The organism is Photobacterium makurazakiensis, from assembly GCF_050336715.1.
Classification (GTDB): Bacteria; Pseudomonadota; Gammaproteobacteria; order Enterobacterales; family Vibrionaceae; genus Photobacterium; species Photobacterium makurazakiensis.
This window is the reverse complement of sequence record NZ_JAKJSJ010000013.1, coordinates 104,433-129,844: the sequence shown is the minus strand read 5'-3', so window position 1 is coordinate 129,844 and position 25,412 is coordinate 104,433. Positions and strand designations below refer to the sequence as shown.

Here is a 25,412-nt window from a genome sequence, read left to right as displayed (position 1 = left end):
AAAAACAACGCAGGCGTTTCGGCCTGCGTTGTCGATAGAAACACTTCAGATACCACCTCTAGGCGCTCTGTTGTATTACTCGTCTTTTTTCTCGCGAGCCAACAAATCTTTCGCGGCTTCACTGGCTTCTTTTCCTTGATAAAGCACTTGGAAGATCTGCTCAGTAATTGGCATTTCAACGCCGACACGCTGCGATAGAACCCAAACCTCTTTGGTATTACGGTAGCCTTCAACCACCTGACCAATTTCAACCTGCGCGGTATCAACGTCTTTACCCTGCCCTAGGGCCAGACCAAAACGACGGTTACGCGACTGGTTATCAGTACAAGTCAGCACTAAGTCACCAAGACCTGCCATCCCCATAAAGGTTTCTGGTTGTGCGCCGAGTGCGGCACCCAGACGGCACATTTCAGCGAGTCCACGGGTAATGAGTGCTGTACGCGCATTGGCACCAAAGCCCATACCGTCAGAGATCCCTGCACCAATGGCGATGACATTTTTCACCGCACCACCAAGTTGCATCCCGATAAAATCATTGTTGCTGTAAACACGAAATGTCTTACTGCAGTGGATTTTATCTTGCAGATCACGCACAAAACCATCATCAGGCGAAGACACGGCGATAGCTGTCGGCATACCCGCCGCCAATTCTTTCGCAAATGTCGGGCCGGAAAGTACCGCCAGAGGCGTCTCCTCACCCAGCACTTCCACTGCCACATCCTTAAGCATGCGACCGGTTTCCGGCTCAAGCCCTTTGGTTGCCCAGCACAAGCGAGAGTCTGCGCGCAAAAATGGCTTTACATTACCCAGCACATCACCGAAGACATGACTTGGCACGACAACCAACAGATCTCGACAGGCTTCGACAGCGGCCTGTAGATCGGCAGAAACTATCAACGAGTCAGGAAACGGCACACCGGGCAAGAACGCCTCATTAGCACGATCCATCTCAAGTTGAGCCATGTGCTTAGGATCGTGACCCCACAAAATCACATTGGCACCATTACGTGCGAGTGATATCGCCAGTGAAGTACCGTACGAGCCAGCCCCCAACACAGTCATGCTAATGGCAGATTCATTGCCTGGATTCATATCGTTCACCAAGAAAATTACGCTTCAGTGTTTTCAGTGTTCGCTTGCGCTTGTTGGTTCTGTAGGTAGTTCATGAACAATGCGTCAAAGTTAACAGGCGCAAGGTTTAGTTGAGGGAACGTACCTTTAACCACTAGGCTAGAGATTGTTTCACGTGCATATGGGAACAAGATGTTCGGGCAGAATGCACCTAGGCAATGTGCTAGCTGAGGTGCTTCCATACCTGCAACAGAGAAGATACCGCCTTGCTGAACTTCACATAGGAAAGCCGTTTCTTCTGCATTTTTAACCGTTACAGTCAGGCGCAAGATAACTTCAAATACACCTTCACCCAGCTCACGGCTTTGAGTATCAAGATCCAGCTTCACATCTGGGTTCCATTCTTTTTGGAACATGTCTGGTGAGCTTGGTGCTTCAAAAGAAACGTCTTTTAGAAAAACACGCTGGATTTGGAAGTTTTGTTGTGCGTCGTTGTTTACTGCTGCTTCAGCCATTTTAGAGTCCTTTTTCTTTCATCTCACTCACGTGAGCTTAATCAATATCGCAACCATGATAACTATCACACGCTGCACAAATTTATTTACGCGATATCAGCTTTGTTAACCCCGAAAGATTACTTCTTGCCTTTTGACGACTTGCTACGGATCAGTGGCAAGTTCGCTTCGTTCCAAGAAATCAAACCGTCTTTGAGTAGGTTTACATTCTCAAAACCCGCGCTGTGTAACAGGTTTGCACTCTCTTGTGCCGTTTGACCTGTCTTGCATACAACGATGATTGGGGCGCTTTTATGATTTTCAAGCTCACCAAAGTTTTGTTCTTTAATTTGACTTGGCAAAATGTGAAGTGCACCCGCAATATGGCCTTTGCGGTACTCATCACGGCTTCGGATATCAACAAAAATACCGTCTTCACGGTTTATCATCCCTGTTGCTTCATTCGTAGTGACAATCTTATAGCCAGCAGTTTTTTGTTTAATAAACGACGTAATAATCGCCACGATTAAGCCGACCCATACCAGGGACATGATTGCGTTACTTGTTACAAAATCGATGTATTGTTGCATGATTTTCGCTCTACTTTCCTAATATCAGCCTGCGGTAACCTAGGCCAAACTCCACAAAAATAAGGATCACGAGTATACCCACGCCAGCTAGCTTGTACAGCAAAGGACGGTAATTACGCGTTACTGCTCACTCGATATAAACGCTAATAGTATAAGCCTTGAGCAATACATCCTACGGCTACTAAATATAGAAAAATGAAAAAAACTGTGATTTAGGTCTTACACTCAGCGGCATAAATGCATATATTCCTGTAGGAAGATAACAATCTATTTACAGCATAGTTTGATCTTGCCCTACAGTTTGTGACTAAAACTGTAGTAAAATTACGGTTAGTACGTTCAATTACCTTAGATATTTCCGCTTATAGCAAAATGTTTAAGGTAATTGATCTAAATTAAACTCAGATTTCTAACTTTACGAGGGACAGTATATGTCTGCTAAAAAGCCACTGGCTTTGGTTATCCTAGATGGTTGGGGTTACCGCGAAGACAACGCCAACAATGCAATTGCCAATGCCAATACACCAGTAATGGATGGTTTGATGGCAAATGAAGCCAATACTCTGATCTCGGCATCAGGTATGGATGTTGGTCTACCTGACGGCCAAATGGGTAACTCTGAAGTAGGTCACACCAACATTGGTGCTGGTCGCGTGGTTTATCAAGATCTGACTCGTATCACAAAATCTATCGCCGATGGTGACTTCTTTGAAAACGAAGCACTTGTCGCTGCAATCGATAAAGCAGTGAGCGCAGGTAAAGCCGTTCACCTTATGGGCCTTATGTCACCGGGTGGCGTTCACAGCCATGAAGATCACATCGCAGCAGCGGTTGAAATGGCCGCTAACCGCGGCGCAGAAAAGATTTACCTACACTGCTTCCTTGATGGCCGTGATACACCACCTCGTAGTGCTAAGGCATCACTTGAGCGTTTCCAAGCATTGTTCACTAAGCTAGGCAAAGGTCGTGTTGCCTCTCTTGTCGGTCGTTACTACGCTATGGACCGTGATAACAACTGGGATCGCGTTGAAGTCGCTTACAACCTACTGACAACAGCCACTGCTGAGTTTAATGCCGCTTCGGCTGTTGAAGGTCTTGAAGCTGCTTACGCTCGTGACGAAAACGATGAATTCGTCAAAGCGACGGAAATTCGTGCTGAAGGCCAAGACTCGGCAGCAATGGAAGATGGCGATGCGGTTATCTTCATGAACTACCGTGCTGACCGTGCTCGTCAAATCACTCGCGCCTTCGAAACTGATTTCGCAGGCTTCGAACGTGCTCAATTCCCAGCTCTTGATGTTGTGATGCTAACTCAGTACGCGGCTGATATTAATTTGCCTGTTGCATTTGCACCAGCAAGCCTTGAAAACACGCTAGGCGAATGGCTATCGAAAAAAGGTAAGAAGCAGCTACGTATTTCTGAAACTGAAAAATACGCACACGTTACTTTCTTCTTCAACGGCGGTATTGAAAGCGAGTTCGATGGCGAATCACGTCAACTAGTTGCCTCTCCAAAAGTAGCGACTTACGATCTACAGCCTGAAATGAGCGCACCAGAGCTAACTGAAAAGCTAGTTGCAGCGATTAAAGGTGGCGAGTTCGATACGATTATCTGTAACTACCCGAATGGTGACATGGTTGGCCACACTGGCGTTTATGACGCTGCAGTTCAAGCTTGTGAAGCGCTAGATAGCTGCATTGGCCAAGTTGTTGCAGCCATCAAAGAAGTGGGCGGTGAAATGCTGATCACTGCTGACCACGGTAATGCTGAAATGATGATCAACCCTGAAACGGGTGGCATTCATACTGCACACACAAATCTACCAGTACCACTGGTATACGTGGGTGATAAAGCACTTACATTAAAAGAAGGCGGTAAGCTATCTGATCTGGCTCCAACTATGCTGGCGCTATCAGATATGGAAATCCCTTCAGAGATGACTGGTCAGGTGCTATTTGATCTGAAATAATCAATCCCATGCGGGATATGATCAGATACCTTAACCTTTCTCTCCGCGCCAGTGCATTATGCACTGGCGCTTTGTTATGCCTGTCCGTTATCGCAACACCACAAGCACACGCCAACCAAGGCCAGCTTGACGGAGTAAAACAAGAAATTTCACGCCAGCAAAGCCAAGTTAGCGCCAATAAAAAGAAAATTGACGCTCTGCAAAAGTCATTGCGCCAGCAAGAAGTCGGGATCGCCGAAACCGCCAACGCGATTCATCAAGCACAAACCAAACAAGCAAACTTGTCGTCATCAATTGACAAGCTTGAACAGCAACAACGTCAACTTCAACAGCAACAACTCGGCCAGCAAGAGCTACTCAAAGAGCTGCTAAATGCCCAATATCGTCAAGGTAAAAATAGCCAGATTGCTTTACTGTTAAGTGACAATAATCATCATGATCTTGACCGCTATACGATTTACGCCGAGCATTTAAGCCATGCTAGAGTGAATGCATTGGATGAACTCGCCGCGACAACCACTGAGATCCAGATCAAGCAACACCAGCTCAGCACACAACGTGAGCAACAGCAAACTCTGCTGACTCAGCTGCAAAAAGAAAAGAAAAAGTTAGAAACTGAGCAAAGCCAGCGCCAGAAAACAGTGCGCACGCTGACCAACCAAGCACGCACCGACAACCAGTACCTTGCTGAACTTAAAGACAATGAGAGACGGCTGGTGACTGAAATAGCCAAGGCGGCTTTAAGAGCGAAACAAAAGGCTGCAGCAGAAGCTGCTCGCCGAGCACCAATGGATGGCCTCGCCAAACAGAAAGGCAAACTCACTTGGCCAATTAAAGGTCCCGTGCTCCATCAGTACAATTCGCAGCAGCAAGGTGAACTACGCTGGAAGGGCATGGTAATCGGTCAATCTGCGGGTAACCCCGTAAAAGCTATTTACCCCGGTAAAGTCGTGTTTGCCGATTGGTTACGAGGCTATGGGCTCATGCTAGTGATCGATCATGGTAAGGGTGATATGAGTTTCTATGGCTATAATCAAACCCTACTCAAAAAGGTAGGTGATACCGTTCAGGCAAGTGAATCTATCGCTCTTGTGGGTGATAGTGGCGGGCAAGATCGCGCTGCGCTTTACTTCGAAATCAGGCGTAGAGGCACCCCAACCAATCCGCAAAGCTGGCTGAAACGTTAATGTGCCAACTGTGGTAATTCATCAATAAAAGAATCGATAATGGACGCCCGACATGCGATGGATTGCACGCTGGTTTACCCTACTCTTTTTAAGTTCATCAATTAGTTACGCCTCTGATAGCCATGCCTCAGAAGCAAAGCTAGCGATTGTGATTGATGATCTCGGTTATCAGGCGATGCCATCGGTATTGTCAGCGTTGCCCCCTCAAGTAAGTATCTCTATATTACCTGATACACCATTCGATTTAGCCATCAGCCAACAAAGCAAACAGCAACAACGGGATGTATTACTCCACATGCCGATGGAGCCAAGTCGTCAGGCACCGCTTGAACTCTCAACACTCACCCTAGACATGGATAAAGCAACACTGCAGCATACCCTGCAACAAGCGCTGAACCGCGTACCGGCCGCTATCGCTATTAATAATCACATGGGCAGTGCATTAACACAAAATACGCAAGCAATGGGCTGGGTGATGGAGGTGCTCGCCAATGAAGGGTTGTATTTCCTAGATAGCCGCACCACCGCCAACTCTGTAGCAATGGAGCAAGCCAAGCAACAGCAGATCCCCGTGTTACGAAGGCATATCTTTCTCGACCATTATCGTACTGAAGCTTTTGTTAGCCAGCAGCTTCGCTTAGCAGTACAGCAAGCAAAGCGTAACGGTCACGCCGTTGCAATTGGCCACCCTTACCCAGTGACGCTTCACACATTGCAGCAACAGCTTCCTTTATTAAACGAACAAGGCATTACCCTTGTTCGCTTATCTGAGTTATACCTCGATTTATGAGCTACCTACTCGGTATCCAGCTCAACCTGCTCACAGTAGTGGGCTTCTAGCTGGATCACTTCCGCTTTGCCTTTTGCTGTCGTCAGAGGTCTAACGATGCTCAACATCTGCAGTACACCTTGGTAAATTACGGCTTTAGTAATTTTGGCCCCCGGCGCTTGTGTTGTTTGGTAACAAATCCAGCTTGAGGCAACCAGTTTTAATGTATTGGCCAAGCTGAGCAACTCACTATCGTCAAGTTCAAGTAAGCCACTACTGCGGAAGCTGTTCATCATCGCCATAATATTTTGATGCAAGCCTTCCTGTGCTTGCAAGTATTTATCTTGTAGTTCAGGATCACGGCGAAGAATGTCAGGTAAATTGGCATAAAAGAAGCGATATCGCCACATCAGCATAAACACAGCGTCGAGGTAAACCAATAAGTTATCTGCCGTGATCGGCGTTTCATCTAGCGGCTGAAAGCGAATGCTGAGATCGTTGGCGTATTGATCGAAAATACTGTGTATAATCTCTTCTTTATTACGAAAATGATAATACAGATTGCCGGGACTTATTCCCAGATGGGCAGCTATATGGTTTGTGGTAATGTTTGGCTCACCGCTTTCATTGAAAAGCTCCAGTGCAGCCAGAATAATTCTATCGCGGGTCTTCATTTGCTTCTCACTTTTCTGCCCATACTCTGATATCAAAATCGATTAATACTATCATAAAGATACTCCATAACGGCGGCAGTTATGCAGTCGTTTTTCTAAATAGAAGAATGGAATAGCCATGATTATTGTAACTGGTGGTGCCGGCATGATCGGCAGCAACATTGTAAAAACCCTAAACGAACAAGGTCGCAATGACATCCTTGTGGTAGATAACCTTAAAGATGGTACTAAATTTGCCAACCTGGTTGATCTAGATATTGCTGACTACATGGACAAAGAAGACTTTATCACCCAAATCATGGCGGGTGATGAATTTGGTCCAATTGATGCTATTTTCCACGAAGGCGCATGCTCTTCCACTACTGAGTGGGACGGTAAATATATGATGCTAAACAACTACGAGTACTCTAAAGAGCTACTGCACTACTGTTTAGAGCATCAAATTCCGTTCCTATATGCTTCTTCTGCCGCCACATACGGCGGCCGCGACCACGACTTCATTGAGGAAAAACCTTATGAAGGCGCTTTGAATGTATATGGTTACTCCAAGCAGCAATTTGACAACTATGTACGCCGCATTTGGCAAGATGCCCAAGAGCACGGTGAAACCTTGTCGCAAATCACCGGTTTCCGCTACTTCAACGTTTACGGTCCACGCGAACAGCACAAAGGTAGCATGGCATCCGTTGCCTTCCACTTAAACACCCAAATCAATAACGGTGATAATCCTAAGCTATTCGAAGGCTCTGACGAGCTAAAGCGTGACTTCGTTTATGTCGCTGATGTATGCAAAATGAACCTGTGGTTCTGGCAAAATAGCGTTTCTGGCATTTTCAACTGTGGTACTGGTAACGCTGAACCATTCAGCGAAGTGGCTAAAGCGGTCATCAAGCACCACGGCAAAGGCGCGGTTGAGGAAATTCCGTTTCCAGAGCACCTAAAAGGCCGCTACCAAATGTTTACCCAAGCCGACCTCACCAAGGTACGCGCAGCAGGCTACACCGAAACATTCAAATCAGTCGCCGACGGCGTGGCTGAGTACATGGCATTAATTAACAAGCAGTAACCAATGATAAATCATTACGATAAACAGGCTTATAATCCTGAATTTAAATGGTCTTTCCTACACCCAAAGTATTGGGGAACTTGGCTTGCCGTTTGTTTTGCCAGCCTATTGTGCTTGCTGCCGCCCAAAGCTCGCCATTCAATCGCAACACTCTTTGCGAAGAAGGCCCTGAAGCTCAAAAACAAAGCCAACCAACGTGCTCGCGTTAACCTTGCGATGTGCTTCCCAGACAAAACCGAGCAAGAGCGCGAAGCCATGCTGCTAGATAGCTATGTGACTGCCGGTAGCTTCTTGATGGGGTTTGCCTCTTTAAGCGTCCGTAATAAAACTTGGCTGGAAAACAATACCGTCGTCCGTGGAGAAGAGCACTTAATCACCCTGAAAGAACGTGGCGAAAATGCGATTTTATTGGTGCCACATACTTGGGCAATAGATATTCCCGCAGTGCTGCTAGCCTCCCAAGGCTTACCCGTATCAGCGATGGCCAAAAAGCAAAAAAATGAAGTGTCCGACTGGTTAATGCACAAACAACGGGTACAATACGGTGGCCGAGTTTATGAGCGAAGTGGCGGCATAAAGCCTTTTATCAAGTCAGTACGTGAAGGCTATCTGGGTTATTACTTACCAGATGAAGACTTGGGGCCAGAGCACAGCGTGTTTGTTGATTTTTTTGCTACCACGAAAGCAACAATTTCAGGCCTAGGCCGCTTGGCAAAGCTGAGCCGCGCCAAAATCGTTCCACTTTATGCCATTTATAACAGTGAAACAGGCAACTACGAGATAGATATCTATCCGCCACTCTCTCCGTTTCCGATGGAAACCGAAGAGCAAGACGCCCGTATGATGAACCAGTGTATCGAGCAGTATGTGACTGAACGTCCCGAGCAGTACATGTGGATTTTACGTTTACTAAAAACCCGACCGCAAGGCGGGGAAAATCCATATCAGAGAAACAATTAACATGAACAAAGAAAACCTTTTTAAACTTTTGATTTTGCTGCCTTATATTTGGCTTTCATCCGGGTTATTGATACTACCTAATGGCGATAAGACCATGATCGCTATGATAGTCATCGCCATTGCCGCTACCCTAATCCATCGCGGATTCGCTCCAATCAAAGAAAATCTTAAAAATGACAAAACCTTGTGGGTATTGTTGGCCTTTACTGGGTATGCATTATTCTCTCATGCTTATCACGGTATAAGCTCACGAGAAATTCGCGCCCTACTTGGTGCTTCTTTATTTTTAGTTTGCTTCCCAAGAGAACTGCTAACCCAAAGAGTCTTATTAGGGTTAACACTCTTAGCATCATCCCTATGCCTCGTATATGTGTGTTACTATAATTTATATCTTAATGATGCTCGACGTAATTGGCCTATCAATGCGATCCCCTTTGCAACCATGTGTGCCACATTCGGAATCATAGCCATTACTCAGTTATCAAGAACTGCGTCATTAAGCGTAAAATCACAAGCAACCTTAGCCTTACTGTTTAGCCTAACGGCCATCATACTCACAGAAACACGTGGTATTTGGCTAGGGTTTTCTACTGCAGCAATCTGTATTTTTCTCATAAAGCTAAAACGAAATGGTTGTAATTGGCGATATATAATTACAGGTGTGCTCACCTTTATAATACTTTGCATAGCTGTAAAACCACAAATTGAGCAACGTATTGAAAAAACTCAGGAAGAAGTTGAAGCCATTACATCAGGCAATTTGAGCACATCTATTGGTCTTCGCTTGCAGATGTGGCGTATATCGCCTGACATGTTAGAAAACAACTATATTCTAGGGTTAGGTAACAACCATAAATTACGATTTTCAGAACTATATAAAGAAAAAGCAATAGCAACAGGCCTATATCGCTTCAAGCCATCGCATTATCATAATCAGTACTTAGATAAGTTAATAAAGAATGGACTAATTGGGTTGCTTTTCTTACTTGCACTCCTTGCCTTTCCATTGGCACAATCTAAAAGATTAGCAACAGAAAGAAAATATCAACTTATAGGTATTAGTTGTCTTTTTGCTATCGCGGCGTTAACCGATGTACCGTTTAATCATGGTCAGACCCTAATCATATATTTATTATTGGTTTGTGGGTTAGCAAATCACCAAAACATTTCAAAGAAGAATGATTGCTAATGTTCGACACCTATATAATTAATCTTCTCTCATCGCCTGAACGAAAAGAGAGTATTGCGAATCAACTAAGCGCGATAAGTGTACCTTTTACTTTCTTTCCTGCTATTGATGGCAGAAAAGAGGAACACCCTTTGTTTAAAAAGTATGATGACCACCGCAGTCAGCTATGCCGTGGAAGATCCTTAAATAAAGGGCAATTAGGTTGCTATGCCAGTCATTATCTTTTGTGGGAGAAATGTGTAGAAAAAGGTGAACCTATCATTATTCTTGAGGATGATGCGATAATTTCTCCAATTGAATTTAAAGCTTTTTGCACTTCGGCTACATCATTAAGTCCTCAATTTGAATTTATTCGCCTACATGAACATCAGCGAAAACGTTTTTCTTCAAAAAAAATAACTGAAATGGATAAATTCGAAGTACATCGGTTTTCGAAAGGTCATATGGGAACTATCGGTTATCTTCTCACCCCTTCAGGAGCCCAAAAGCTCCTAAAGCACTCCCAGCATTGGTTTCTTCCTGTTGATATTTTTATGGACCGATTCTGGATAACAAAAGTTGATAGCTATGGCACGATACCACCATGCTTAACTCATGATGATAACTATGAGTCAAGTATTGGGTATGTGCAATATGATAAAAGGGCTAAACGCCCCCTTTATACCAAAATTCGTCGTGAAGCTTTCAACCTAAGTGAAGCAATGAAAAGAACTATCCATAACGCTATTTTCAATCTAACAAAAAAATGAAAATGAAAATTCTAATTGCCAGCTCTTACAAACACGCCAGGAACAGCGTTCGCCCTGAGGCAGAGATGTTCATTGAAATGGTCAAGCAAGGTCATGAAGTAACCGTTGTGACTCAAGGTGACGCTGATTATGTCGCTCGCTTTAAAGAACACGGCGTAAAAGTTATTGATTGCTATCCAACAAAGAAAATATGTCCAGAAACGATCAAAACAATCCACCGTGAATTGAAAAACGGCGATTATGATATTTGTTATGGCTTTAATTCTAAAACCATTCCCAATGCCGCTTTTGCCTGTATCGGTACGCGCGCCAAAATGGTCACCTACCGTGGTACAACAGGAGGGCTATATCGCCATGACCCAAGTGCTTATTTAACTCATCTTCACCCTAGAGTTAACGGTATTGTCTGTGTATCAGATGCGGTACGTAAAGATGTCAGCCAGCGAGTGTGGAATAATAAAGAGAATATTGTCACTATCTACAAAGGGCATCAACTCGACTGGTATAGCGTTGAACCCACAAAGCGCTCTGAGTTTAACTTTACCGATAACGATGTGATTGCCGTCTGTGCTGCCCATGTTAGACCTAGCAAAGGGATATCAGTACTCGTTGAAGCGACACACCATATTGAGAATCCAAATTTTCACCTATTACTGGTTGGCAGTGGATTTGAACCACACCTCGAGGAAATAAAGCAAAGCCCGATGAGCGAGCGTATCCATTTAGTTGGCCATCGCAAAGATGTTCCATCCATCATGGCAATGGCCGACTTTCAGGTACAGCCGTCTATCAGTGGCGAAGGCTTACCACGCACAATCATTGAAGCGATGGCAAATGGCACAACATCAGTAGTTACCACCACAGGCGGCTCACCAGAGCTAGTCGATGACGGAAAAACGGGGTTTATTGTACCGACTCGTGATGCCCAAGCACTTGCTGTTGCAATGAGTAAGCTTATTAAAGATAAGTCCCTTACCTCTCAATTTAGCCTTGCAGCACAACAGAAGCTTGTTGATGAGTTTAATGCAAAAGAAACAGTAAGAAAGCACATCGCCTTTTTTGAGCAACTAGTTAAAAATTAATATCGGTATCAATGATGAGCAAAAGAATCCTTTTTGTTGTACACAATTTGAAGATTGGCGGAATTCAAAAGATCACATTGGATACTGCACGCTTTCATGCAAACCAAGGTAATGATGTAACAATTCTCCTCCTAGAGGATAAAGTTGATCTGAATGTCGATTTTAACTGTAAAATTGAACACATTGCATTATCAAAATACTTACTTGCAAGGCCTTGGTTAGCTCTATTTTATGGCTTATACAAAGCTATTTTAAGAAAAGTACTACCGAAAAGCGAGTTTGTCTGGGCTGGCATACTATACAGACCTATTTTTGAAAAATTCATCAAAAAAAATAATAATTTTAACGCCATTTTCATTAATGGTGTTCGTAGTATGAACCACCTACACTCCATAGACCAAACGAATGTCGTTTATAGTCTTCATTTACCACATTCTTTAACAAAAAATTCAAACAACACCCCTTATTACAACTTTTTATTCAAAAAATTATTTTCTAATAAACGGATATTTACTGTATCAGATTTTATTAGACAGCCTATTCAGGATAAAGTTGAATCTTTAGGTGTTGATTTAAAAGCTTTAAAAACCATTTATAACCCTTGTGATATAAACAAAATATCAACGATGGCAAATGAGCCTATTGATTATCCCTCCCCCTATATTTTAGGTGTTGGGCGCTTAACCAAACAGAAAAGATTTGACCGTTTAATTGAGGCTTATAAAAAAGCTAACATTAAACCAAATCTAATCATTTTAGGTGACGGAAACCAGAAAGAAGCGTTAGAACAGCAAATTTCTCAACTTGGATTACAGAATAAAGTCTTCTTGAAGGGTTTTGATAAAAATCCATTCAGATGGATGAAAAACGCAAATTTCTTTGTACTAAGCTCTGATGTAGAAGGGTTTGTTCTTGTTATCAATGAAGCGCTCGCCTGTGGAACACCTGTTGTGGCAACAAATTGTGGTCCAGTAACAGAAATACTTTCTGGTGAATTAAGCAAAGGTATTGCTGATAAGAACAGTGATGATCTTGCAAAAAAAATCCAACTATTTTCTCACCAGCCGGTAACCCCATCATCAGAAGTAATCAAAAAACTCACTTTTGATGAAATTGTAAAACAGCAATTGAGTCTATTAAAATAATGATAACAGCTGACTTATATTGACTAAATAAGTAAATATAAGTCAGTCAGTTATACCATTACAAAACATAAACAGTTAGCCTCATAATCAGTACAACCTTTAATATGATAAATTAACCTAACATCCTCATCTGCTATATGAAAACTTAAACCAGCCACCTTAAGTTTTGATTCATAACTATCAATTAAAACACTACATATAAAGGTCTTCTAGTTACCTATATGCAATTAACCTTAAATGATAAGACTGTCATTTAAAGAGATTTTTTGATTTTCTGAATGATTTGATATTGACGTTCAGTAACTCTCTTAACATGTTCATCTTCACTTAAGATGCCATCACATTCTTGTGAAATAGAACTTAGTTTATCGGACAGTATTTTCAAATCTTTTTCAGATGCCGTAAACAAAGTCACAGGTAATCGAGCCCACTTTAATGGGCTTGGAAATATTTTACTTAAGCTACGCTTAATAAGGTTTTCAATTACCTTTCCAGCATCCATTCGCGTCTGACTCATAAAAGGCAATGAATAAAACGACAACTTTATAGACATCGATTCAGCAAAGTCATACCATTTTTCTTCATTAAACGCCGGAGAAAATTTCGCACCAACCCATGGAATACGTAATGCATCAGCAACAATCGCACCATGCATCGCCTCCGTCACCACCTTTTCACAGCTTTGTAAAGCTATCAAAAAGTCATCTACTGGTTGTTTAGCCGAAATAAACTTGACACCGGCTTGATCGCAAACCGCCTGCCAATCAATAAAATCCTCACTACGGTGGTGAGGAATAAAACCGACCCCTGATGCTTTAGACTCAGCTTGAGGTAGCACGACTTTTCTCAAGAGGTAAGCACCATCGCCTATGCCCATATCCGCTGACAGCCCCAATTTTTTTGCTGTTCTCGGCCCCCGAACGCCCAACACCTGACAACGTTCATCAAGTGTCGGTAACTCTTCATCCCAAGCTCCCGATGAAAAGATAATTAGCTTTTTAGCGTCTTTCAGTCGCTCATTCACACGCTTATTGGTTAAGATTGTACCTATCCCCAAAAAGTATGTATCACTATTGTCGTCAAGCACATCACCCAACAACTTAGGCCATAGCCACGGGTTGAGATCATCTCCGAAGTTATAGGTTTCAGAGTGACAGTATTCTAGTTTCATCAATTTACCTATTTATCGCGTTTTACTTGCCTTACTTCTTTCGCTCAAGCAACCACAACCCGACATATTTGTTAAAATTCACCTGAGCATAGGTCATGGCCATAATAAACCCGACACTGCCATCTAGAAAGCCTCGACGAAGAATATATATATGGAAGAATGTCCATATTGCCCTTATTAATGCCAAAGCTACACCGTGAGATTTTTTGCCTTTTCGGTGGTACTTCTGTGCGCCTAACCACGCATACTGTGCAGCTTTATCGAGCCCATGCCCATAGTCACGGTGAGTATAATGAAGCAAATACCCCTTCACCGTGCCAGTACTACCCTTAGTTGGGATCACGGTTTCATGCACCTCGTCCAACGTGTAGCGTGCACCTTCTCGTTTGAATAAACGTAACACCGATCTTGCACTTCGCCCATATCGTAATGTTTTGCCATAAAGGGTCACCCCCCAAGGTAAACGATATGCCGAGTGCTCAATTGACTCTTGAATTAGCAACTCAGAAATAGCACTTTGCATCGTATCGTCTAAAGCTTCGTCGGCATCGATAGACAACACCCAATCACCCGTAGCTTTATCCAAGGCTCTTTGCTTCTGTTTGCCAAAACCAGGCCAATCGGTAATAGTGATATTGTCAGTAAAGCGTTGGCAGATCTCAACAGTCTCATCAGTCGAGCCACTATCAAGCACAATAATTTCATCCGCAACACTCTTCACCGATTGTAAACAGCGCTCAACACGGTCAGCTTCATTCTTTGTAATAAGAATGACAGATAATGTTCTTTTACTCATTCGATTACCATTTCCAATAGCCTAACGACTTTCTAATTTTAATATTTCGCCATATATTCTTGGGCTTACGATCCCGCCAACCAGACTCTAACATCTCTGACACCGCCTTAAAAACCCTTGGTGCCGACTGGCCATCAAGATAGGGTGTAATCGATGGGCCATATGACGCAATTTGCTCTAACAGTTCAGAGGATGGACTTAGTGCTTGGTATATAGCACCTTCAAGCCCTTCCGCTTCTGTTATATTAATAAAGCTTGGCTGGACATCGCGGTTATTTACTGTGACTACCGGTTTCTGAAGTAGTAAAAACTCCTGAAAGATTGAAGAATTATCGCACACCATTACATCTGCACGATGCAGTAAATCAACCACATGACTGCTATCAAAAAATTGTAAATTCTCGTTTTCCAATTCACGGTATTTAACAACAGTCTCTGCTGCCATTTTGGGATGTAGGGTGATCAGCCAACGCCATTTATCATCTTGGCACAAAATCTTGAGTTGCTCATAGACAAGCTCCGCACAAGATAAGCTCGGTGTAAAAGTAGAGGCAAAAAGAATCTGCGGCCGCTGACGATCATCGGCTTCGCTCGTTTCGTGATTAAACAAGCTATCAAGCTTCAACCAACCAGTTTCAACAACGTTGAAATAACCGCGCTCCTCAGCCAATAATTGCAAAGTCCCCGTCCTTTCATGACCCTCGGTACAGTACAAGTCAAATAACCCGCGTTCAGGATAGGTATTTCCACGCTTGCTTTCATTGAGGCCATGAAAGACTTGAACTTTTAAGCCTGGAATAAATGCTGGGATCCGATCACCAGGCGCAAAAACAGCGTCAGGCATATAAGACACCGCTTCAGAAATTCCACTCAACCTATCTTCTTCTGGCAACAAGAAATCCTGAGAGACATCTTTACCAATGAGTAACCACTTCACCTCATGGCCGTGCGCTTTCACATAAGCTTGCAGTGGCCGAAGAATAGCAAACGAATAGTTTTGCTCAACATAGAACAAAAAACGATAAGGTTGAGTATTGTCCATATAAATATCTGCACCCTGATCCGTGAACTTCAGTATCAAGTAAATCCACGTTGGCTGTTGCGCCGAAAGCGATAATAATGCAGGCAATGATACCAGAAATTTAATCTTAACTTAGTTTTGAAGGTGAAAGTCACCTAAAAGACTTCAACTAATCACTGCATCCTTTAAACTGATACTGTTCTTACAACCGATATAATGGGGCGATATGCTTGTTCGTTGGATTTATACCCTACTTTTAACCCTCTCAGCTCCATTACTCCTCGCTGGTCTCTATAAAAAGAAGCCGGGTAAACCGACCTTTGGCTCTCGCTGGAAGGAGCATTTTGGTATGACTCCTGCCATCTCTGGTCAAAACCCTATTTGGATTCATGCTGTCTCTGTCGGTGAATCAATTGCAGCGATTCCAGTCATAAAAGCACTAAAAGCCCAATATCCAGAGCAAGCAATCATTGTTACCACCACCACCAGTACTGGTGCACAACAGGTAGAAAAGCTTGGTAATTTGGTTGAACACCGCTATATGCCGATTGACTTTGCCTGGTGTATCAAAGGGTTTATAAAAAAAGTAAAACCATCGGCAATGCTCATTATGGAAACTGAGTTGTGGCCAAACACATTAGCGACAGTACATCGCGCAGAAATTCCAGTTATCGTCATGAATGCCCGCTTATCTGAACGATCAGCCAAACGCTATGCTCGTTTCCAGACGGTGTTTAATCTAATCGCTAAACATATAGACCACTTCCTGTGTCTACATGCCGAAGATGCCAAGCGCTTTGAAAAATTAGGTGTACCTCAAGCACGGCTCAGTGTGACGGGTTCGGTTAAGTTTGATATCCAAATTGAGCCGCAGTTAGAGGTGCAATCACAACAACTTCGTCAGCAACTTGGCCAAGAGCGTCCCGTTTGGATTGCCGCCAGTACACATAGAGGCGAGGATGAACACATCCTTAATGCTTACAAAACCATGAAACCGCAACACCCAGACAGCCTACTAATTTTAGTTCCTCGCCACCCAGAACGTTTCGATGAGGTTGCTAAGCTTTGTCGCGATCAACAATTTAACTGTATACGCCGCACGACAGGACACGACGTCGACAGCAGTACTGACGTATATCTGGCTGATACCATGGGAGAGATGTTACTGCTAATGGGAGCGGCTGATATCACCGTCATGGGTGGCAGTTTTATTGGTGATAAAGTGGGTGGCCACAATATGCTAGAGCCAGCAGCACTCGCAAAGCCGATTCTTACCGGACCAAGTTTTTTCAACTTTACCGATATCACTCAGCAACTCGAAGCGGCAAATGCGTTAACTGTCTGCGCTGATGAGAATACACTCGCTCAACACTTATCAAGGTTATTCGCCGATCCTGCGCAATGCCAGGCGATGGGAGTAGCAGCACTGCAGGTCGTAAAACAAAACCAGGGTGCAGTCGCAAAAACACTCAAGATCCTTGAGCAACAACTCCAACGTTAACCCACACTATAGCCGTTTAGCAACCATTGCCAGCACTGCGCATCAAACGTGATATCTCGCTTGCCTTGCTCCTTAACAAAAGAGCGGTGCAAGCGGGATAGATTGTTCTGCTTCCAGTGTTCACCAGCCTGCTCATAGCATTTGTCAAAATCAATCAACCATACCTGCTGCTGACCGTCGAGCAGTATATTGTGGCTGTTCAAGTCTGTATGGCAAACTTGTAAGTCGTGCATCTTTCGGACCATTGTCCCAATCGCCCGCCAACTTTCTTCAGGCAATGCCGACTTCGCCAACAACGCAACCAAATCTTTGGCGTCAGCCACTTTTTCAACTAACAAATCAGCACGATAGGTTAGCCCTTGCCTGATAGCCCTTGCCGCAACAGGACGTGGTACCCTGACACCGCCTTGCGTCAATTTATTCAATAATTTGAACTCCTCAACGGCCCGGGTTTTATCCCAGCCAGTAAACCAGTAGGCGTCTTCCACCAATTTACCAAACAGACCACCACGGCGGTAATGGCGTAGAGCCATCTCAATATTGTCCCCTCGAACAAACCAAGTGGTCCCCCTCCCCTGAGCTGAACCAATAACCCTGCCTTGCTGCTGCCAAAAAGTTGGGTCGAAGCACTGTTGCGGATCTTCAGCCAATAATTCAGGGGCGAACCAGATCCTCTGGTTTCTAGTTGCTAACTGTTGCACGCTTTATCTCCAAGCTAAAGGGACAGAGTATTTTACAATCACTTGCTTCAACTGCATAATTTCCTATCAGAATCATTAACAGGTATTTGTCATGGCGCTTTTCAGCACCCCGCCACGCTCACTTTGTATTCTTAGGCTGTCTGCTATTGGCGATGTTTGCCATGCCATTGCCGTTGTCCAGGCAATTCAATCACACTGGCCAACGACTGAGATCACCTGGGTAACCGGTAAAATTGAAGCTCAGCTTATTGGCGATCTTCCCGGTATTAAGGTCGTTGTGTTTGATAAAAAAGCGGGGCTTGACGGAATGAAAGCCGTCTGGCACGCACTCAAAGGCCAGAAATTTGATGCGTTGCTGCATATGCAAGCCGCCCTACGAGCCAGTGTGCTTTCCCTAGGGATCAAAGCCCGATATCGGGTTGGTTTTGGTAGAAATCGTACCAAAGAGGGTCAATGGCTATTCACCAACCGCCACTTACCCAACACCGATAGCTTCCATGTTTTAGATAACTTCGCTGACTTTGCCCGCTACTTAGGCGTTCCTTTTGACAAGCCACACTGGAACATCCCACTGGACGATGAAGCACAAGCATTCGCCAAAGAGCAAACCCAAGGGCAACCCACACTGATCATCTCTCCTGCCGCAAGTAAAGACGAAAGGAACTGGCTAACAGAACGCTATGCCCAGCTAGCAGACTACGCAGCGGAAAAAGGTATACAGGTCATCCTTTGTGGCTCTCCTGCACCTCGCGAGCTGGCACTTGGGCAAGATATTGAGCAATTATCCAAACAACCGGTGACGAACTTGATCGGTAAGACTAGCCTCAAACAGCTGACGGCTCTACTTGGCGAAGCTGATGTTGTTGTCGCTCCAGATACAGGGCCAGCACACCTAGCAACCACACAAGGCACACCGGTTATCGGCCTTTATGCCCACAGTAACCCACAGCGTACAGGGCCTTATAATAGCTTGGATTTAGTCGCTAGTGTTTATAAGCAGCATGCAGAGAAACAGCATGGCAAAAAAATGGCAGCCTTGCCATGGGGAGCCCGAGTCAAAGGTGATAAGTTAATGCAAGATATCCAGCTGCATGATGTAACAGCTATGCTAGACAGAATTATTAATTAAGACTTTCAAATATTGGTGTTTTTTATGACAACCCGTGTTATCTACCCAGGTACTTTTGATCCTATTACCAATGGTCACCTTGATCTCATTGAGCGTGCCGCAGCTATGTTTGACCATGTCGTTGTCGGCATTGCCTATAGCCCAAGTAAGAAGCCGTTATTTGATTTACAGGAGCGGGTTGATTTAGCCAAGCAAATTACCCAGCACCTCGACAATGTCGAGATTGTCGGCTTTTCTGGTCTGTTGGTCGATTTTGCCAAAGAATATCAGGCCAACATACTTGTACGAGGACTCAGGGCAGTCTCTGATTTCGAGTATGAGTTTCAGTTAGCCAATATGAACCGCCGCCTGATGCCAGAGCTAGAAACCGTGTTCCTAACGCCGGCTGAAGAAAATTCCTTTATTTCTTCCACCATAGTGAAAGAAGTCGCGTTACATAAAGGCGATGTCAGCCAATTTGTTGACCCAATCATCACAGCAGCCTTACTGAAAAAATTAGGCAAAAGTTAATACATGAGATCAAAAAAGGAGGCTAAGCCTCCTTTTTCTCTTATCTAATAATTAAATCAAGCTTGATAGTAGTCGCGATACCAATCAACGAAAGCCTGTACACCCTCAGTCACCTTAACTTCAGGGGTGTAGCCTGTTGCATCAAATAGATCTTGCGTATCAGCATAGGTCGCATACACATCACCCGGCTGCATCGGCATAAAATTTTTCTTCGCCTCAATACCCAATGCTTTTTCGAGTGCATCGATGAAATCCATCAACTTAACTGGGCTACCATGGCCAATGTTATAGACGCGGTACGGCGCTGAACTTGTCGCAGGAGAGCCGGATTCAACTGTCCATTCAGGAGATGCTGTTGGAATCACATTCTGGATACGGATGATCCCTTCAACGATATCATCGATATACGTAAAGTCGCGACGCATGTCACCATTGTTATAGACATCAATTTGCTCACCATTGACAATTTTTTGGGTGAACTTGAATAATGCCATATCCGGACGACCCCACGGGCCATATACCGTAAAGAAACGTAGGCCCGTTGTCGGTACACCATAAAGATGCGAGTAAGTATGGGCCATCAACTCATTGGATTTCTTGGTCGCTGCATACAATGAAATAGGATGGTCAACGCTATCGGCAGTATCAAACGGCATCTTCTGGTTAAGCCCATAAACCGAGCTAGACGATGCATACACTAGGTGTTCAATTTTATGATGGCGGCAGCCTTCTAAAATCGTTAGGTGTCCAACCAGATTACTATCAGCGTACGCCATTGGGTTATCGATAGAGTAGCGGACACCCGCTTGGGCGGCTAAATGAATAACGCGGTCAAATTGCTGCTCGGCAAATAGGTTAGCGACACTGTCTCGATCGGCTAAGTCCAAAGCAATAAAGGTAAACTGAGGATGAGCAATACGAACGAGTCGATCTTGTTTCAAGGAGACATCATAATAATCATTAAGGTTATCGATGCCGATAACCTCGTGTCCCATCGCACATAAACGCTCAATAACAGCACTGCCAATAAAACCCGCTGCACCAGTAACCAGATACTTCATCATCTATCTACACCTTAAATTTATGCTAACTATAGCAATAAAAAATGCCATCTATGACAAGATCATAGCACTCACCCCCTATTGAGGACAGCTATCAACCACAAAAGCACCATCAATACCACTGAGCGCCAAGTTAAGAAATTCTGAACACTTAACGTCTTCTATTGCTGGCAGTTAGTACAAAAAACAGAAGCTCGCTGGCCGATCTTCATCTCTTCAAGCGGCTTATTGCACTTAGGGCAAGGCAGCCCAACTTTACCATACACTTGTAACTCTTGAGCAAAGTAACCCGGTTTTCCGTCGCTGTTCTTGAAATCTTTTAGCGTGGTGCCTCCTTGCTGGATAGCAAAAGCCAAAACAGCTTTAATGTCTTCGACTAAGAGCCTCAAACGCTCCGCTGAAATCGTCCCAGCGGCACATTTCGGGTGAATGCCTGCACTAAATAATGATTCATTGGCATAGATATTACCCACGCCCACCACGACATGATTATCCATAATAAATTGCTTTATCGTTGTTTTTTTACCTTTAGCTTTATTGAACAAATAATCACTGGTGAAAACATCACTTAAAGGCTCAGGACCAAGCTTAGACAGTACCGAGTGCTCACCCCCTTGTTCTTGCCACAACCATGCACCAAAACGGCGAGGATCGTTATAACGCAGCAACTCACCACTGGCTAAACACAAATCAACATGGTCATGTTTTTCAGGCGGGGTATCGGAAGGCAAAATGCGCAGGCTACCCGACATCCCCAAATGGACAATCGCGTAACCAATATCGGTCTCTAATAACAAATATTTTGCTCGCCGCGTAACATTACGGATCTCCTGCCCTTCAATCTGGCAGATCTCAGTCGGAATTGGCCAGCGAAGCTTTGGATTACGCACCACGATTTTACTGACTGTTTGACCGATTACATGCGGTGAGATCCCCATACGACTGACTTCAACTTCCGGTAACTCAGGCATAGTACCCTCTTCATTATTATTAAGTGATAATGGTGACTATCGCAGAATCAGTCCGCAACGGGAAACAAATAAGCCTCATTCACAGAAACCGCGAGCCATTTCCCTTGCCAGTTTTGAAGTAACCAAAACTTGGGTAACTGATAAATGGTCACTTGTGCAGGCTCTGGTTGTTGCTCGAACCAAACATCGACTTTTAGCGGTTGTATCAACTGTGGGGCAAGTTGATCCATCATCTCTGCAGTAACTGGCGTACCAGCCAATGTTCGCCAATGAGACACAAGCTCTGGTATATCAACACCAATTGCAGGCTCAGCAGCCCAGCCTGATAACTGTCGCTCAAGAGTGACGGTGGGCAGTTGCAATTTCACCACTTCAGCATCTATAGGCAATAATCGAGTCAGATTCTCATCATACGCAGTATCGACACTTGGCTCTGAACTTGAAAGCCGAGCTTTCAGCAACTCAGGCAGCTGGATTATCGCAATAAAACACACAACCCCAATGATAATGACGTTATTCCAGCCTCGGCGCGATAGCCTCATAGATACACTCCAATAAAAGACAAAATCATAGCATGGCAGTCATTCCACCACATGGCGATGTATACAGGCAATGCCACAGCAGATAACCGTGAAAAATATCTACAAGAAAGAGGTTGGTTTAGGTAGGAAACACAAAAAAAAGGTATAAAAAAACCCAGTTAGTAAACTGGGCTTTTATCAAAGGGCTGTAAATCAATTACTTGATTTTAGCTTCTTTGTACATAACGTGCTTACGAACAACTGGATCAAATTTCTTGATCTCAAATTTGCCCGGCATGTTACGCTTGTTCTTATCTGTAGTGTAGAAGTGGCCTGTACCAGCTGATGATACTAGACGGATCTTCTCACGAATGCCTTTAGCCATTCTTCAAATCCTCTTAAACGTTCTCGCCGCGAACACGCATCTCTGCAAGAACGGTATCAATACCTTTCTTGTCGATGATACGCATACCTTTAGCAGTAAGACGTAGTTTAACGAAGCGTTTTTCGCTTTCTACCCAGAAACGATGAGTTTGCAGGTTCGGCAGAAAACGACGCTTGGTGGCATTACGTGCGTGTGAACGGTTGTTACCCGTTACAGGACGCTTGCCAGTTACTTGGCATACTCGGGACATTACTGTCTTCTCCAAATCGTTTCAGCTCGATATCTACCATGATTAATTCAATGCGAAAAAGCTTTTCACATATAATCATAGCTATCAAAGGTCGCGCATTATACTAAGTCAAAACCAGTTGCTCAAGTCCCGAGCAGTCCTTTCTCAACTTTTTAAGCAAAATATGGCTATTTTATAGCCAACCTTGCTCTGCAAAAGAAGTGATTTCTCCGTCACCGACAACAAAGTGATCCAGAACCCGAATATCCACCAGCGCCAATGCATCACTGATGCGGCGGGTAATTCGACGATCTGCTTGACTCGGCTCAGCTACGCCTGACGGGTGATTATGCGCTAAAATGAGCGCGGCTGCATTAAGTTCCAGTGATCTTTTTACAACTTCTCGTGGATAAACACTCGCAGAATCGATTGTTCCTTCAAAAAGTACCTCTCCAGATAGCACCCTATGCTGGTTATCAAGAAATAAAACAAAAAAAGCTTCACGGTGACGATCGCGCAAAATACGGCTTAAATATTTTCGCGTAGACTCAGGGCTAGTCAGTGCATCCCCTTTTTTTATAATTTCTGCAAAATGACGCTCACTCATCTCCATTACCGCCTGTAATTGAACAAATTTCGCTGGCCCTAACCCTCGATGCTGACAAAACGCATCTTTATCAGCGCCTAATAATGCTCTTAACGAACCAAACTCATTAAGCAGATAGGTCGCCAATTCAATCGCATTCATCCCTGTTATGCCTGTGCGTAAAAAAATCGCCAACAACTCAGCATCTGACAATGCGCCAGCACCTCGTTCTAGCAGCTTTTCTCTCGGCCTTGATGCTACCGGTAATAACTTTAATGACATCGCACCCTTCTCGCCCTCTTCTTTATAGAAGGTTCAGCTCACGAGGAAAGTCGTTCTCAAACAAGTCGGCCTCATGGGTTTTCGAGCCCAGACGCAATAAATCAAAGTAAGGATGACGGATAACTAGCACGAACTGTTACTTCGTTCACACTTACTATTTACCTGCTTACCTTTCGTATTTCCCCTGAAGACGGAATACAGGGTTTATTTGGTGACAGGCTTTTTTTGATGGTAAAGTTTGCCGCAATGACATTTTGGATATCGATGAGCAGGCGGCAAGATGCAAACTTTGGCAGGAAAAAAAATACTTCTCGGGATCAGTGGCGGGATTGCTGCGTACAAATGCGCAGAGCTCACCCGACGCTTAATTGAACGTGGCGCTGAAGTACGCGTGGTCATGACCAAGGCGGCTCAAGAGTTTATTACGCCACTGACCATGCAAGCCGTCTCTGGCTATCCAGTCTCTGACAGTCTCTTTGATCCAGCCGCAGAGGCATCGATGGGACACATTGAACTCGCCAAATGGGCAGATTTAGTGCTGCTGGCTCCTGCAACCGCCGATCTTATTGCCCGTATTGCAGCAGGCATGGGCAATGATTTACTCAGCACCCTGTGCTTAGCCACCGACTCTCCAGTCGCTATCGCCCCCGCGATGAACCAACAAATGTACCGTAATGTCGCCACTCAAGAGAATATAGCAACCTTAGCACGCCGCGGTTATACCCTCTGGGGTCCGGCGAGCGGTGAGCAAGCTTGTGGTGATATTGGCCCGGGGCGTATGCTCGAGCCCATGCAGCTGGTTCATCATACTGAAGCGTTCTTTCAACCTGCTGATTGGCAAGGTATCAATATCACCGTTACCGCAGGGCCAACCTGTGAAGCTATCGACCCTGTACGCTACCTCACCAACCACAGCTCCGGAAAAATGGGCTACGCCATTGCTGAGGCCGCGGCAAAACGCGGTGCCAATGTAACGCTGATCAGCGGCCCTGTTAATCTTGCAACCCCGCAAGGGGTGAATCGTATTGATGTCCGCAGTGCCGAAGATATGCATCTCAGTGCCATGGCTCATGCGACACAAAGCGATATTTTTATCGCTTGTGCTGCCGTAGCGGATTTTCGTCCTGCCAATATAGCCGACCAAAAAATGAAGAAACAAGCCGGCGAAGACGAAATGATATTAAAACTGATCAAGAACCCAGACATTGTGGCTAGCGTGGCAGCACTCACGGATAACCGTCCGTTTACCGTCGGCTTTGCAGCAGAAACCCAAGATGTTGAACAATACGCGCGTGGCAAACTCACACGTAAGAACCTCAACCTGATCTGTGCTAATGATGTCTCACAACAGGGTCAAGGGTTTAATAGTGATAGCAATGCTCTTCACCTTTATTGGCCCGAAGGTGATAAAGCGCTCCCTCTCGCCAGCAAAAACCAACTCGGTCAGCAACTAATGGCGGAAATCGTTAGCTTGTACCAAAACCACAATTGCTAGCCTATTGCAGCGGTTCACCATCAAGTTGATGATGAATTAACCGAACAAGATCAAATATAAAGCCCAATCCTCAAGGTTGGGCTGTTTTTGTCGATAAAGAGATCACT

The 25,412-nt window shown here is 44.4% G+C and carries 27 protein-coding genes; 13 read left to right on the top strand and 14 right to left on the bottom strand.

All coding sequences use genetic code 11. The features are described 5' to 3' along the window. Nucleotides 1-75: 75 nt before the first annotated feature. From gpsA to L4D09_RS06155, 3 genes are all read right to left on the bottom strand, one after another. Complete coding sequence (gene gpsA / locus L4D09_RS06165; RefSeq protein ID WP_428456609.1) at nucleotides 76-1,092, bottom strand: NAD(P)H-dependent glycerol-3-phosphate dehydrogenase; 1,017 nt, start codon at nucleotides 1,090-1,092, stop codon at nucleotides 76-78. Between the two features lie 17 nt (nucleotides 1,093-1,109). Further along, complete coding sequence (secB, locus tag L4D09_RS06160) at nucleotides 1,110-1,586, bottom strand: protein-export chaperone SecB (RefSeq protein WP_428456608.1); 477 nt, start codon at nucleotides 1,584-1,586, stop codon at nucleotides 1,110-1,112. Between the two features lie 119 nt (nucleotides 1,587-1,705). Further along, entirely contained in the window at nucleotides 1,706-2,155 is a 450-nt protein-coding gene (locus L4D09_RS06155) for a rhodanese-like domain-containing protein (protein ID WP_428456607.1), read from the bottom strand. A gap of 431 nt (nucleotides 2,156-2,586) precedes the next feature. On the opposite strand from L4D09_RS06155, the gene gpmM reads away from it, so the two are divergent. From gpmM to L4D09_RS06140, 3 genes are read left to right on the top strand one after another with little or no spacing between them, the layout of a single operon-like run. Beyond that, nucleotides 2,587-4,125, top strand: coding sequence for a 2,3-bisphosphoglycerate-independent phosphoglycerate mutase (gene gpmM, locus L4D09_RS06150; protein ID WP_428456606.1), 1,539 nt, complete (start codon nucleotides 2,587-2,589; stop codon nucleotides 4,123-4,125). 17 nt (nucleotides 4,126-4,142) lie between these two features. After that, nucleotides 4,143-5,312, top strand: a complete 1,170-nt coding sequence (locus tag L4D09_RS06145; RefSeq protein WP_428456605.1) for a peptidoglycan DD-metalloendopeptidase family protein — start codon at nucleotides 4,143-4,145, stop codon at nucleotides 5,310-5,312. Between the two features lie 52 nt (nucleotides 5,313-5,364). Further along, nucleotides 5,365-6,102: a divergent polysaccharide deacetylase family protein gene (locus L4D09_RS06140; protein WP_428456604.1), complete on the top strand. Its 738-nt coding sequence runs from the start codon at nucleotides 5,365-5,367 to the stop codon at nucleotides 6,100-6,102. Between the two features lie 5 nt (nucleotides 6,103-6,107). Here L4D09_RS06140 and L4D09_RS06135 read toward each other — a convergent pair whose 3' ends face one another. Next, nucleotides 6,108-6,755 carry a TetR/AcrR family transcriptional regulator gene (locus L4D09_RS06135; protein WP_428456603.1) on the bottom strand — a complete coding sequence of 216 codons (648 nt, stop codon included), beginning with the start codon at nucleotides 6,753-6,755 and terminating at the stop codon, nucleotides 6,108-6,110. Nucleotides 6,756-6,873: 118 nt separating this feature from the next. Here L4D09_RS06135 and rfaD point away from each other — a divergent pair, with 118 nt between their 5' ends. The 6 genes from rfaD to L4D09_RS06105 are packed head-to-tail and all read left to right on the top strand — an operon-like array spanning nucleotide 6,874 to nucleotide 12,946. Then, on the top strand, nucleotides 6,874-7,821 hold the full coding sequence (gene rfaD, locus L4D09_RS06130; protein ID WP_428456602.1) for an ADP-glyceromanno-heptose 6-epimerase: 948 nt from the start codon (nucleotides 6,874-6,876) through the stop codon (nucleotides 7,819-7,821). A 3-nt stretch (nucleotides 7,822-7,824) separates the two neighbouring features. Continuing rightward, nucleotides 7,825-8,781 (top strand): lauroyl-Kdo(2)-lipid IV(A) myristoyltransferase, encoded by a 957-nt coding sequence (gene lpxM, locus L4D09_RS06125; RefSeq protein ID WP_428456601.1) that lies wholly within the window; start codon nucleotides 7,825-7,827, stop codon nucleotides 8,779-8,781. Nucleotide 8,782: 1 nt separating this feature from the next. Next, nucleotides 8,783-9,970: an O-antigen ligase family protein gene (locus L4D09_RS06120; RefSeq protein ID WP_428456600.1), complete on the top strand. Its 1,188-nt coding sequence runs from the start codon at nucleotides 8,783-8,785 to the stop codon at nucleotides 9,968-9,970. Then, nucleotides 9,970-10,719: a glycosyltransferase family 25 protein gene (locus L4D09_RS06115; RefSeq protein ID WP_428456599.1), complete on the top strand. Its 750-nt coding sequence runs from the start codon at nucleotides 9,970-9,972 to the stop codon at nucleotides 10,717-10,719. Before L4D09_RS06120 ends, L4D09_RS06115 begins: the two co-directional genes overlap by 1 nt. A gap of 2 nt (nucleotides 10,720-10,721) precedes the next feature. Beyond that, the gene (locus L4D09_RS06110) at nucleotides 10,722-11,801 is read left to right on the top strand and encodes a glycosyltransferase family 4 protein (protein ID WP_428456598.1); all 1,080 of its coding nucleotides are present in this window, start codon (nucleotides 10,722-10,724) and stop codon (nucleotides 11,799-11,801) included. A gap of 14 nt (nucleotides 11,802-11,815) precedes the next feature. Next, a complete protein-coding gene (locus tag L4D09_RS06105) occupies nucleotides 11,816-12,946 on the top strand; it encodes a glycosyltransferase (RefSeq protein WP_428456597.1) in 1,131 nt (376 codons plus the stop codon). A 253-nt stretch (nucleotides 12,947-13,199) separates the two neighbouring features. On the opposite strand, the gene L4D09_RS06100 is transcribed toward L4D09_RS06105, so the two are convergent. From L4D09_RS06100 to L4D09_RS06090, 3 genes are read right to left on the bottom strand one after another with little or no spacing between them, the layout of a single operon-like run. Beyond that, the gene (locus L4D09_RS06100; RefSeq protein WP_428456596.1) at nucleotides 13,200-14,117 is read right to left on the bottom strand and encodes a polysaccharide pyruvyl transferase family protein; all 918 of its coding nucleotides are present in this window, start codon (nucleotides 14,115-14,117) and stop codon (nucleotides 13,200-13,202) included. A 31-nt stretch (nucleotides 14,118-14,148) separates the two neighbouring features. After that, entirely contained in the window at nucleotides 14,149-14,913 is a 765-nt protein-coding gene (locus tag L4D09_RS06095) for a glycosyltransferase family 2 protein (protein ID WP_428456595.1), read from the bottom strand. A gap of 4 nt (nucleotides 14,914-14,917) precedes the next feature. Further along, nucleotides 14,918-15,955, bottom strand: a complete 1,038-nt coding sequence (locus L4D09_RS06090) for a CDP-glycerol glycerophosphotransferase family protein (protein ID WP_428456594.1) — start codon at nucleotides 15,953-15,955, stop codon at nucleotides 14,918-14,920. Nucleotides 15,956-16,160: 205 nt separating this feature from the next. Here L4D09_RS06090 and waaA point away from each other — a divergent pair, with 205 nt between their 5' ends. After that, the gene (gene waaA / locus L4D09_RS06085; protein ID WP_428456593.1) at nucleotides 16,161-17,435 is read left to right on the top strand and encodes a lipid IV(A) 3-deoxy-D-manno-octulosonic acid transferase; all 1,275 of its coding nucleotides are present in this window, start codon (nucleotides 16,161-16,163) and stop codon (nucleotides 17,433-17,435) included. On the opposite strand, the gene L4D09_RS06080 is transcribed toward waaA, so the two are convergent. Continuing rightward, complete coding sequence (locus L4D09_RS06080; protein WP_428456592.1) at nucleotides 17,432-18,136, bottom strand: 3-deoxy-D-manno-octulosonic acid kinase; 705 nt, start codon at nucleotides 18,134-18,136, stop codon at nucleotides 17,432-17,434. The two genes, waaA and L4D09_RS06080, sit on opposite strands and share 4 nt — an antisense overlap. A 91-nt stretch (nucleotides 18,137-18,227) precedes the next feature. Between L4D09_RS06080 and L4D09_RS06075 the strand changes: the two genes are divergently transcribed. Next, the gene (locus L4D09_RS06075) at nucleotides 18,228-19,265 is read left to right on the top strand and encodes a glycosyltransferase family 9 protein (protein WP_428456591.1); all 1,038 of its coding nucleotides are present in this window, start codon (nucleotides 18,228-18,230) and stop codon (nucleotides 19,263-19,265) included. A gap of 24 nt (nucleotides 19,266-19,289) precedes the next feature. Then, nucleotides 19,290-19,775, top strand: a complete 486-nt coding sequence (gene coaD / locus L4D09_RS06070; RefSeq protein WP_428456590.1) for a pantetheine-phosphate adenylyltransferase — start codon at nucleotides 19,290-19,292, stop codon at nucleotides 19,773-19,775. A 56-nt stretch (nucleotides 19,776-19,831) separates the two neighbouring features. Here coaD and L4D09_RS06065 read toward each other — a convergent pair whose 3' ends face one another. From L4D09_RS06065 to radC, 6 genes are all read right to left on the bottom strand, one after another. Then, a complete protein-coding gene (locus L4D09_RS06065) occupies nucleotides 19,832-20,836 on the bottom strand; it encodes an NAD-dependent epimerase (RefSeq protein ID WP_428456694.1) in 1,005 nt (334 codons plus the stop codon). 161 nt (nucleotides 20,837-20,997) lie between these two features. Further along, a complete protein-coding gene (gene mutM, locus L4D09_RS06060) occupies nucleotides 20,998-21,807 on the bottom strand; it encodes a bifunctional DNA-formamidopyrimidine glycosylase/DNA-(apurinic or apyrimidinic site) lyase (protein WP_428456589.1) in 810 nt (269 codons plus the stop codon). A 47-nt stretch (nucleotides 21,808-21,854) separates the two neighbouring features. After that, nucleotides 21,855-22,349 carry a hypothetical protein gene (locus L4D09_RS06055; RefSeq protein ID WP_428456588.1) on the bottom strand — a complete coding sequence of 165 codons (495 nt, stop codon included), beginning with the start codon at nucleotides 22,347-22,349 and terminating at the stop codon, nucleotides 21,855-21,857. 196 nt (nucleotides 22,350-22,545) lie between these two features. Then, a complete protein-coding gene (gene rpmG / locus L4D09_RS06050) occupies nucleotides 22,546-22,713 on the bottom strand; it encodes a 50S ribosomal protein L33 (RefSeq protein WP_004405486.1) in 168 nt (55 codons plus the stop codon). Between the two features lie 13 nt (nucleotides 22,714-22,726). Continuing rightward, entirely contained in the window at nucleotides 22,727-22,963 is a 237-nt protein-coding gene (gene rpmB / locus L4D09_RS06045; RefSeq protein WP_045039707.1) for a 50S ribosomal protein L28, read from the bottom strand. A gap of 172 nt (nucleotides 22,964-23,135) precedes the next feature. Next, complete coding sequence (radC, locus tag L4D09_RS06040; RefSeq protein WP_428456587.1) at nucleotides 23,136-23,810, bottom strand: RadC family protein; 675 nt, start codon at nucleotides 23,808-23,810, stop codon at nucleotides 23,136-23,138. A gap of 280 nt (nucleotides 23,811-24,090) precedes the next feature. Between radC and coaBC the strand changes: the two genes are divergently transcribed. Then, nucleotides 24,091-25,305, top strand: coding sequence for a bifunctional phosphopantothenoylcysteine decarboxylase/phosphopantothenate--cysteine ligase CoaBC (coaBC, locus tag L4D09_RS06035; protein WP_428456586.1), 1,215 nt, complete (start codon nucleotides 24,091-24,093; stop codon nucleotides 25,303-25,305). Nucleotides 25,306-25,412: the final 107 nt, after the last annotated feature.

Coding starts and splice junctions, on each gene's coding strand:
- L4D09_RS06095 (WP_428456595.1), bottom strand. CDS start 14,913: ATGAGTAAAAGAACATTATCTGTCATTCTTATTACAAAGAATGAAGCT.
- rfaD (WP_428456602.1), top strand. CDS start 6,874: ATGATTATTGTAACTGGTGGTGCCGGCATGATCGGCAGCAACATTGTA.
- L4D09_RS06120 (WP_428456600.1), top strand. CDS start 8,783: ATGAACAAAGAAAACCTTTTTAAACTTTTGATTTTGCTGCCTTATATT.
- secB (WP_428456608.1), bottom strand. CDS start 1,586: ATGGCTGAAGCAGCAGTAAACAACGACGCACAACAAAACTTCCAAATC.
- waaA (WP_428456593.1), top strand. CDS start 16,161: ATGCTTGTTCGTTGGATTTATACCCTACTTTTAACCCTCTCAGCTCCA.
- mutM (WP_428456589.1), bottom strand. CDS start 21,807: ATGCCTGAGTTACCGGAAGTTGAAGTCAGTCGTATGGGGATCTCACCG.
- L4D09_RS06075 (WP_428456591.1), top strand. CDS start 18,228: ATGGCGCTTTTCAGCACCCCGCCACGCTCACTTTGTATTCTTAGGCTG.
- L4D09_RS06105 (WP_428456597.1), top strand. CDS start 11,816: ATGAGCAAAAGAATCCTTTTTGTTGTACACAATTTGAAGATTGGCGGA.
- L4D09_RS06140 (WP_428456604.1), top strand. CDS start 5,365: ATGCGATGGATTGCACGCTGGTTTACCCTACTCTTTTTAAGTTCATCA.
- L4D09_RS06115 (WP_428456599.1), top strand. CDS start 9,970: ATGTTCGACACCTATATAATTAATCTTCTCTCATCGCCTGAACGAAAA.
- L4D09_RS06090 (WP_428456594.1), bottom strand. CDS start 15,955: ATGGACAATACTCAACCTTATCGTTTTTTGTTCTATGTTGAGCAAAAC.
- coaD (WP_428456590.1), top strand. CDS start 19,290: ATGACAACCCGTGTTATCTACCCAGGTACTTTTGATCCTATTACCAAT.
- rpmG (WP_004405486.1), bottom strand. CDS start 22,713: ATGGCTAAAGGCATTCGTGAGAAGATCCGTCTAGTATCATCAGCTGGT.
- lpxM (WP_428456601.1), top strand. CDS start 7,825: ATGATAAATCATTACGATAAACAGGCTTATAATCCTGAATTTAAATGG.
- gpmM (WP_428456606.1), top strand. CDS start 2,587: ATGTCTGCTAAAAAGCCACTGGCTTTGGTTATCCTAGATGGTTGGGGT.
- L4D09_RS06100 (WP_428456596.1), bottom strand. CDS start 14,117: ATGAAACTAGAATACTGTCACTCTGAAACCTATAACTTCGGAGATGAT.
- radC (WP_428456587.1), bottom strand. CDS start 23,810: ATGTCATTAAAGTTATTACCGGTAGCATCAAGGCCGAGAGAAAAGCTG.
- rpmB (WP_045039707.1), bottom strand. CDS start 22,963: ATGTCCCGAGTATGCCAAGTAACTGGCAAGCGTCCTGTAACGGGTAAC.
- L4D09_RS06135 (WP_428456603.1), bottom strand. CDS start 6,755: ATGAAGACCCGCGATAGAATTATTCTGGCTGCACTGGAGCTTTTCAAT.
- L4D09_RS06065 (WP_428456694.1), bottom strand. CDS start 20,836: ATGAAGTATCTGGTTACTGGTGCAGCGGGTTTTATTGGCAGTGCTGTT.
- L4D09_RS06145 (WP_428456605.1), top strand. CDS start 4,143: ATGATCAGATACCTTAACCTTTCTCTCCGCGCCAGTGCATTATGCACT.
- L4D09_RS06055 (WP_428456588.1), bottom strand. CDS start 22,349: ATGAGGCTATCGCGCCGAGGCTGGAATAACGTCATTATCATTGGGGTT.
- coaBC (WP_428456586.1), top strand. CDS start 24,091: ATGCAAACTTTGGCAGGAAAAAAAATACTTCTCGGGATCAGTGGCGGG.
- L4D09_RS06110 (WP_428456598.1), top strand. CDS start 10,722: ATGAAAATTCTAATTGCCAGCTCTTACAAACACGCCAGGAACAGCGTT.
- gpsA (WP_428456609.1), bottom strand. CDS start 1,092: ATGAATCCAGGCAATGAATCTGCCATTAGCATGACTGTGTTGGGGGCT.
- L4D09_RS06155 (WP_428456607.1), bottom strand. CDS start 2,155: ATGCAACAATACATCGATTTTGTAACAAGTAACGCAATCATGTCCCTG.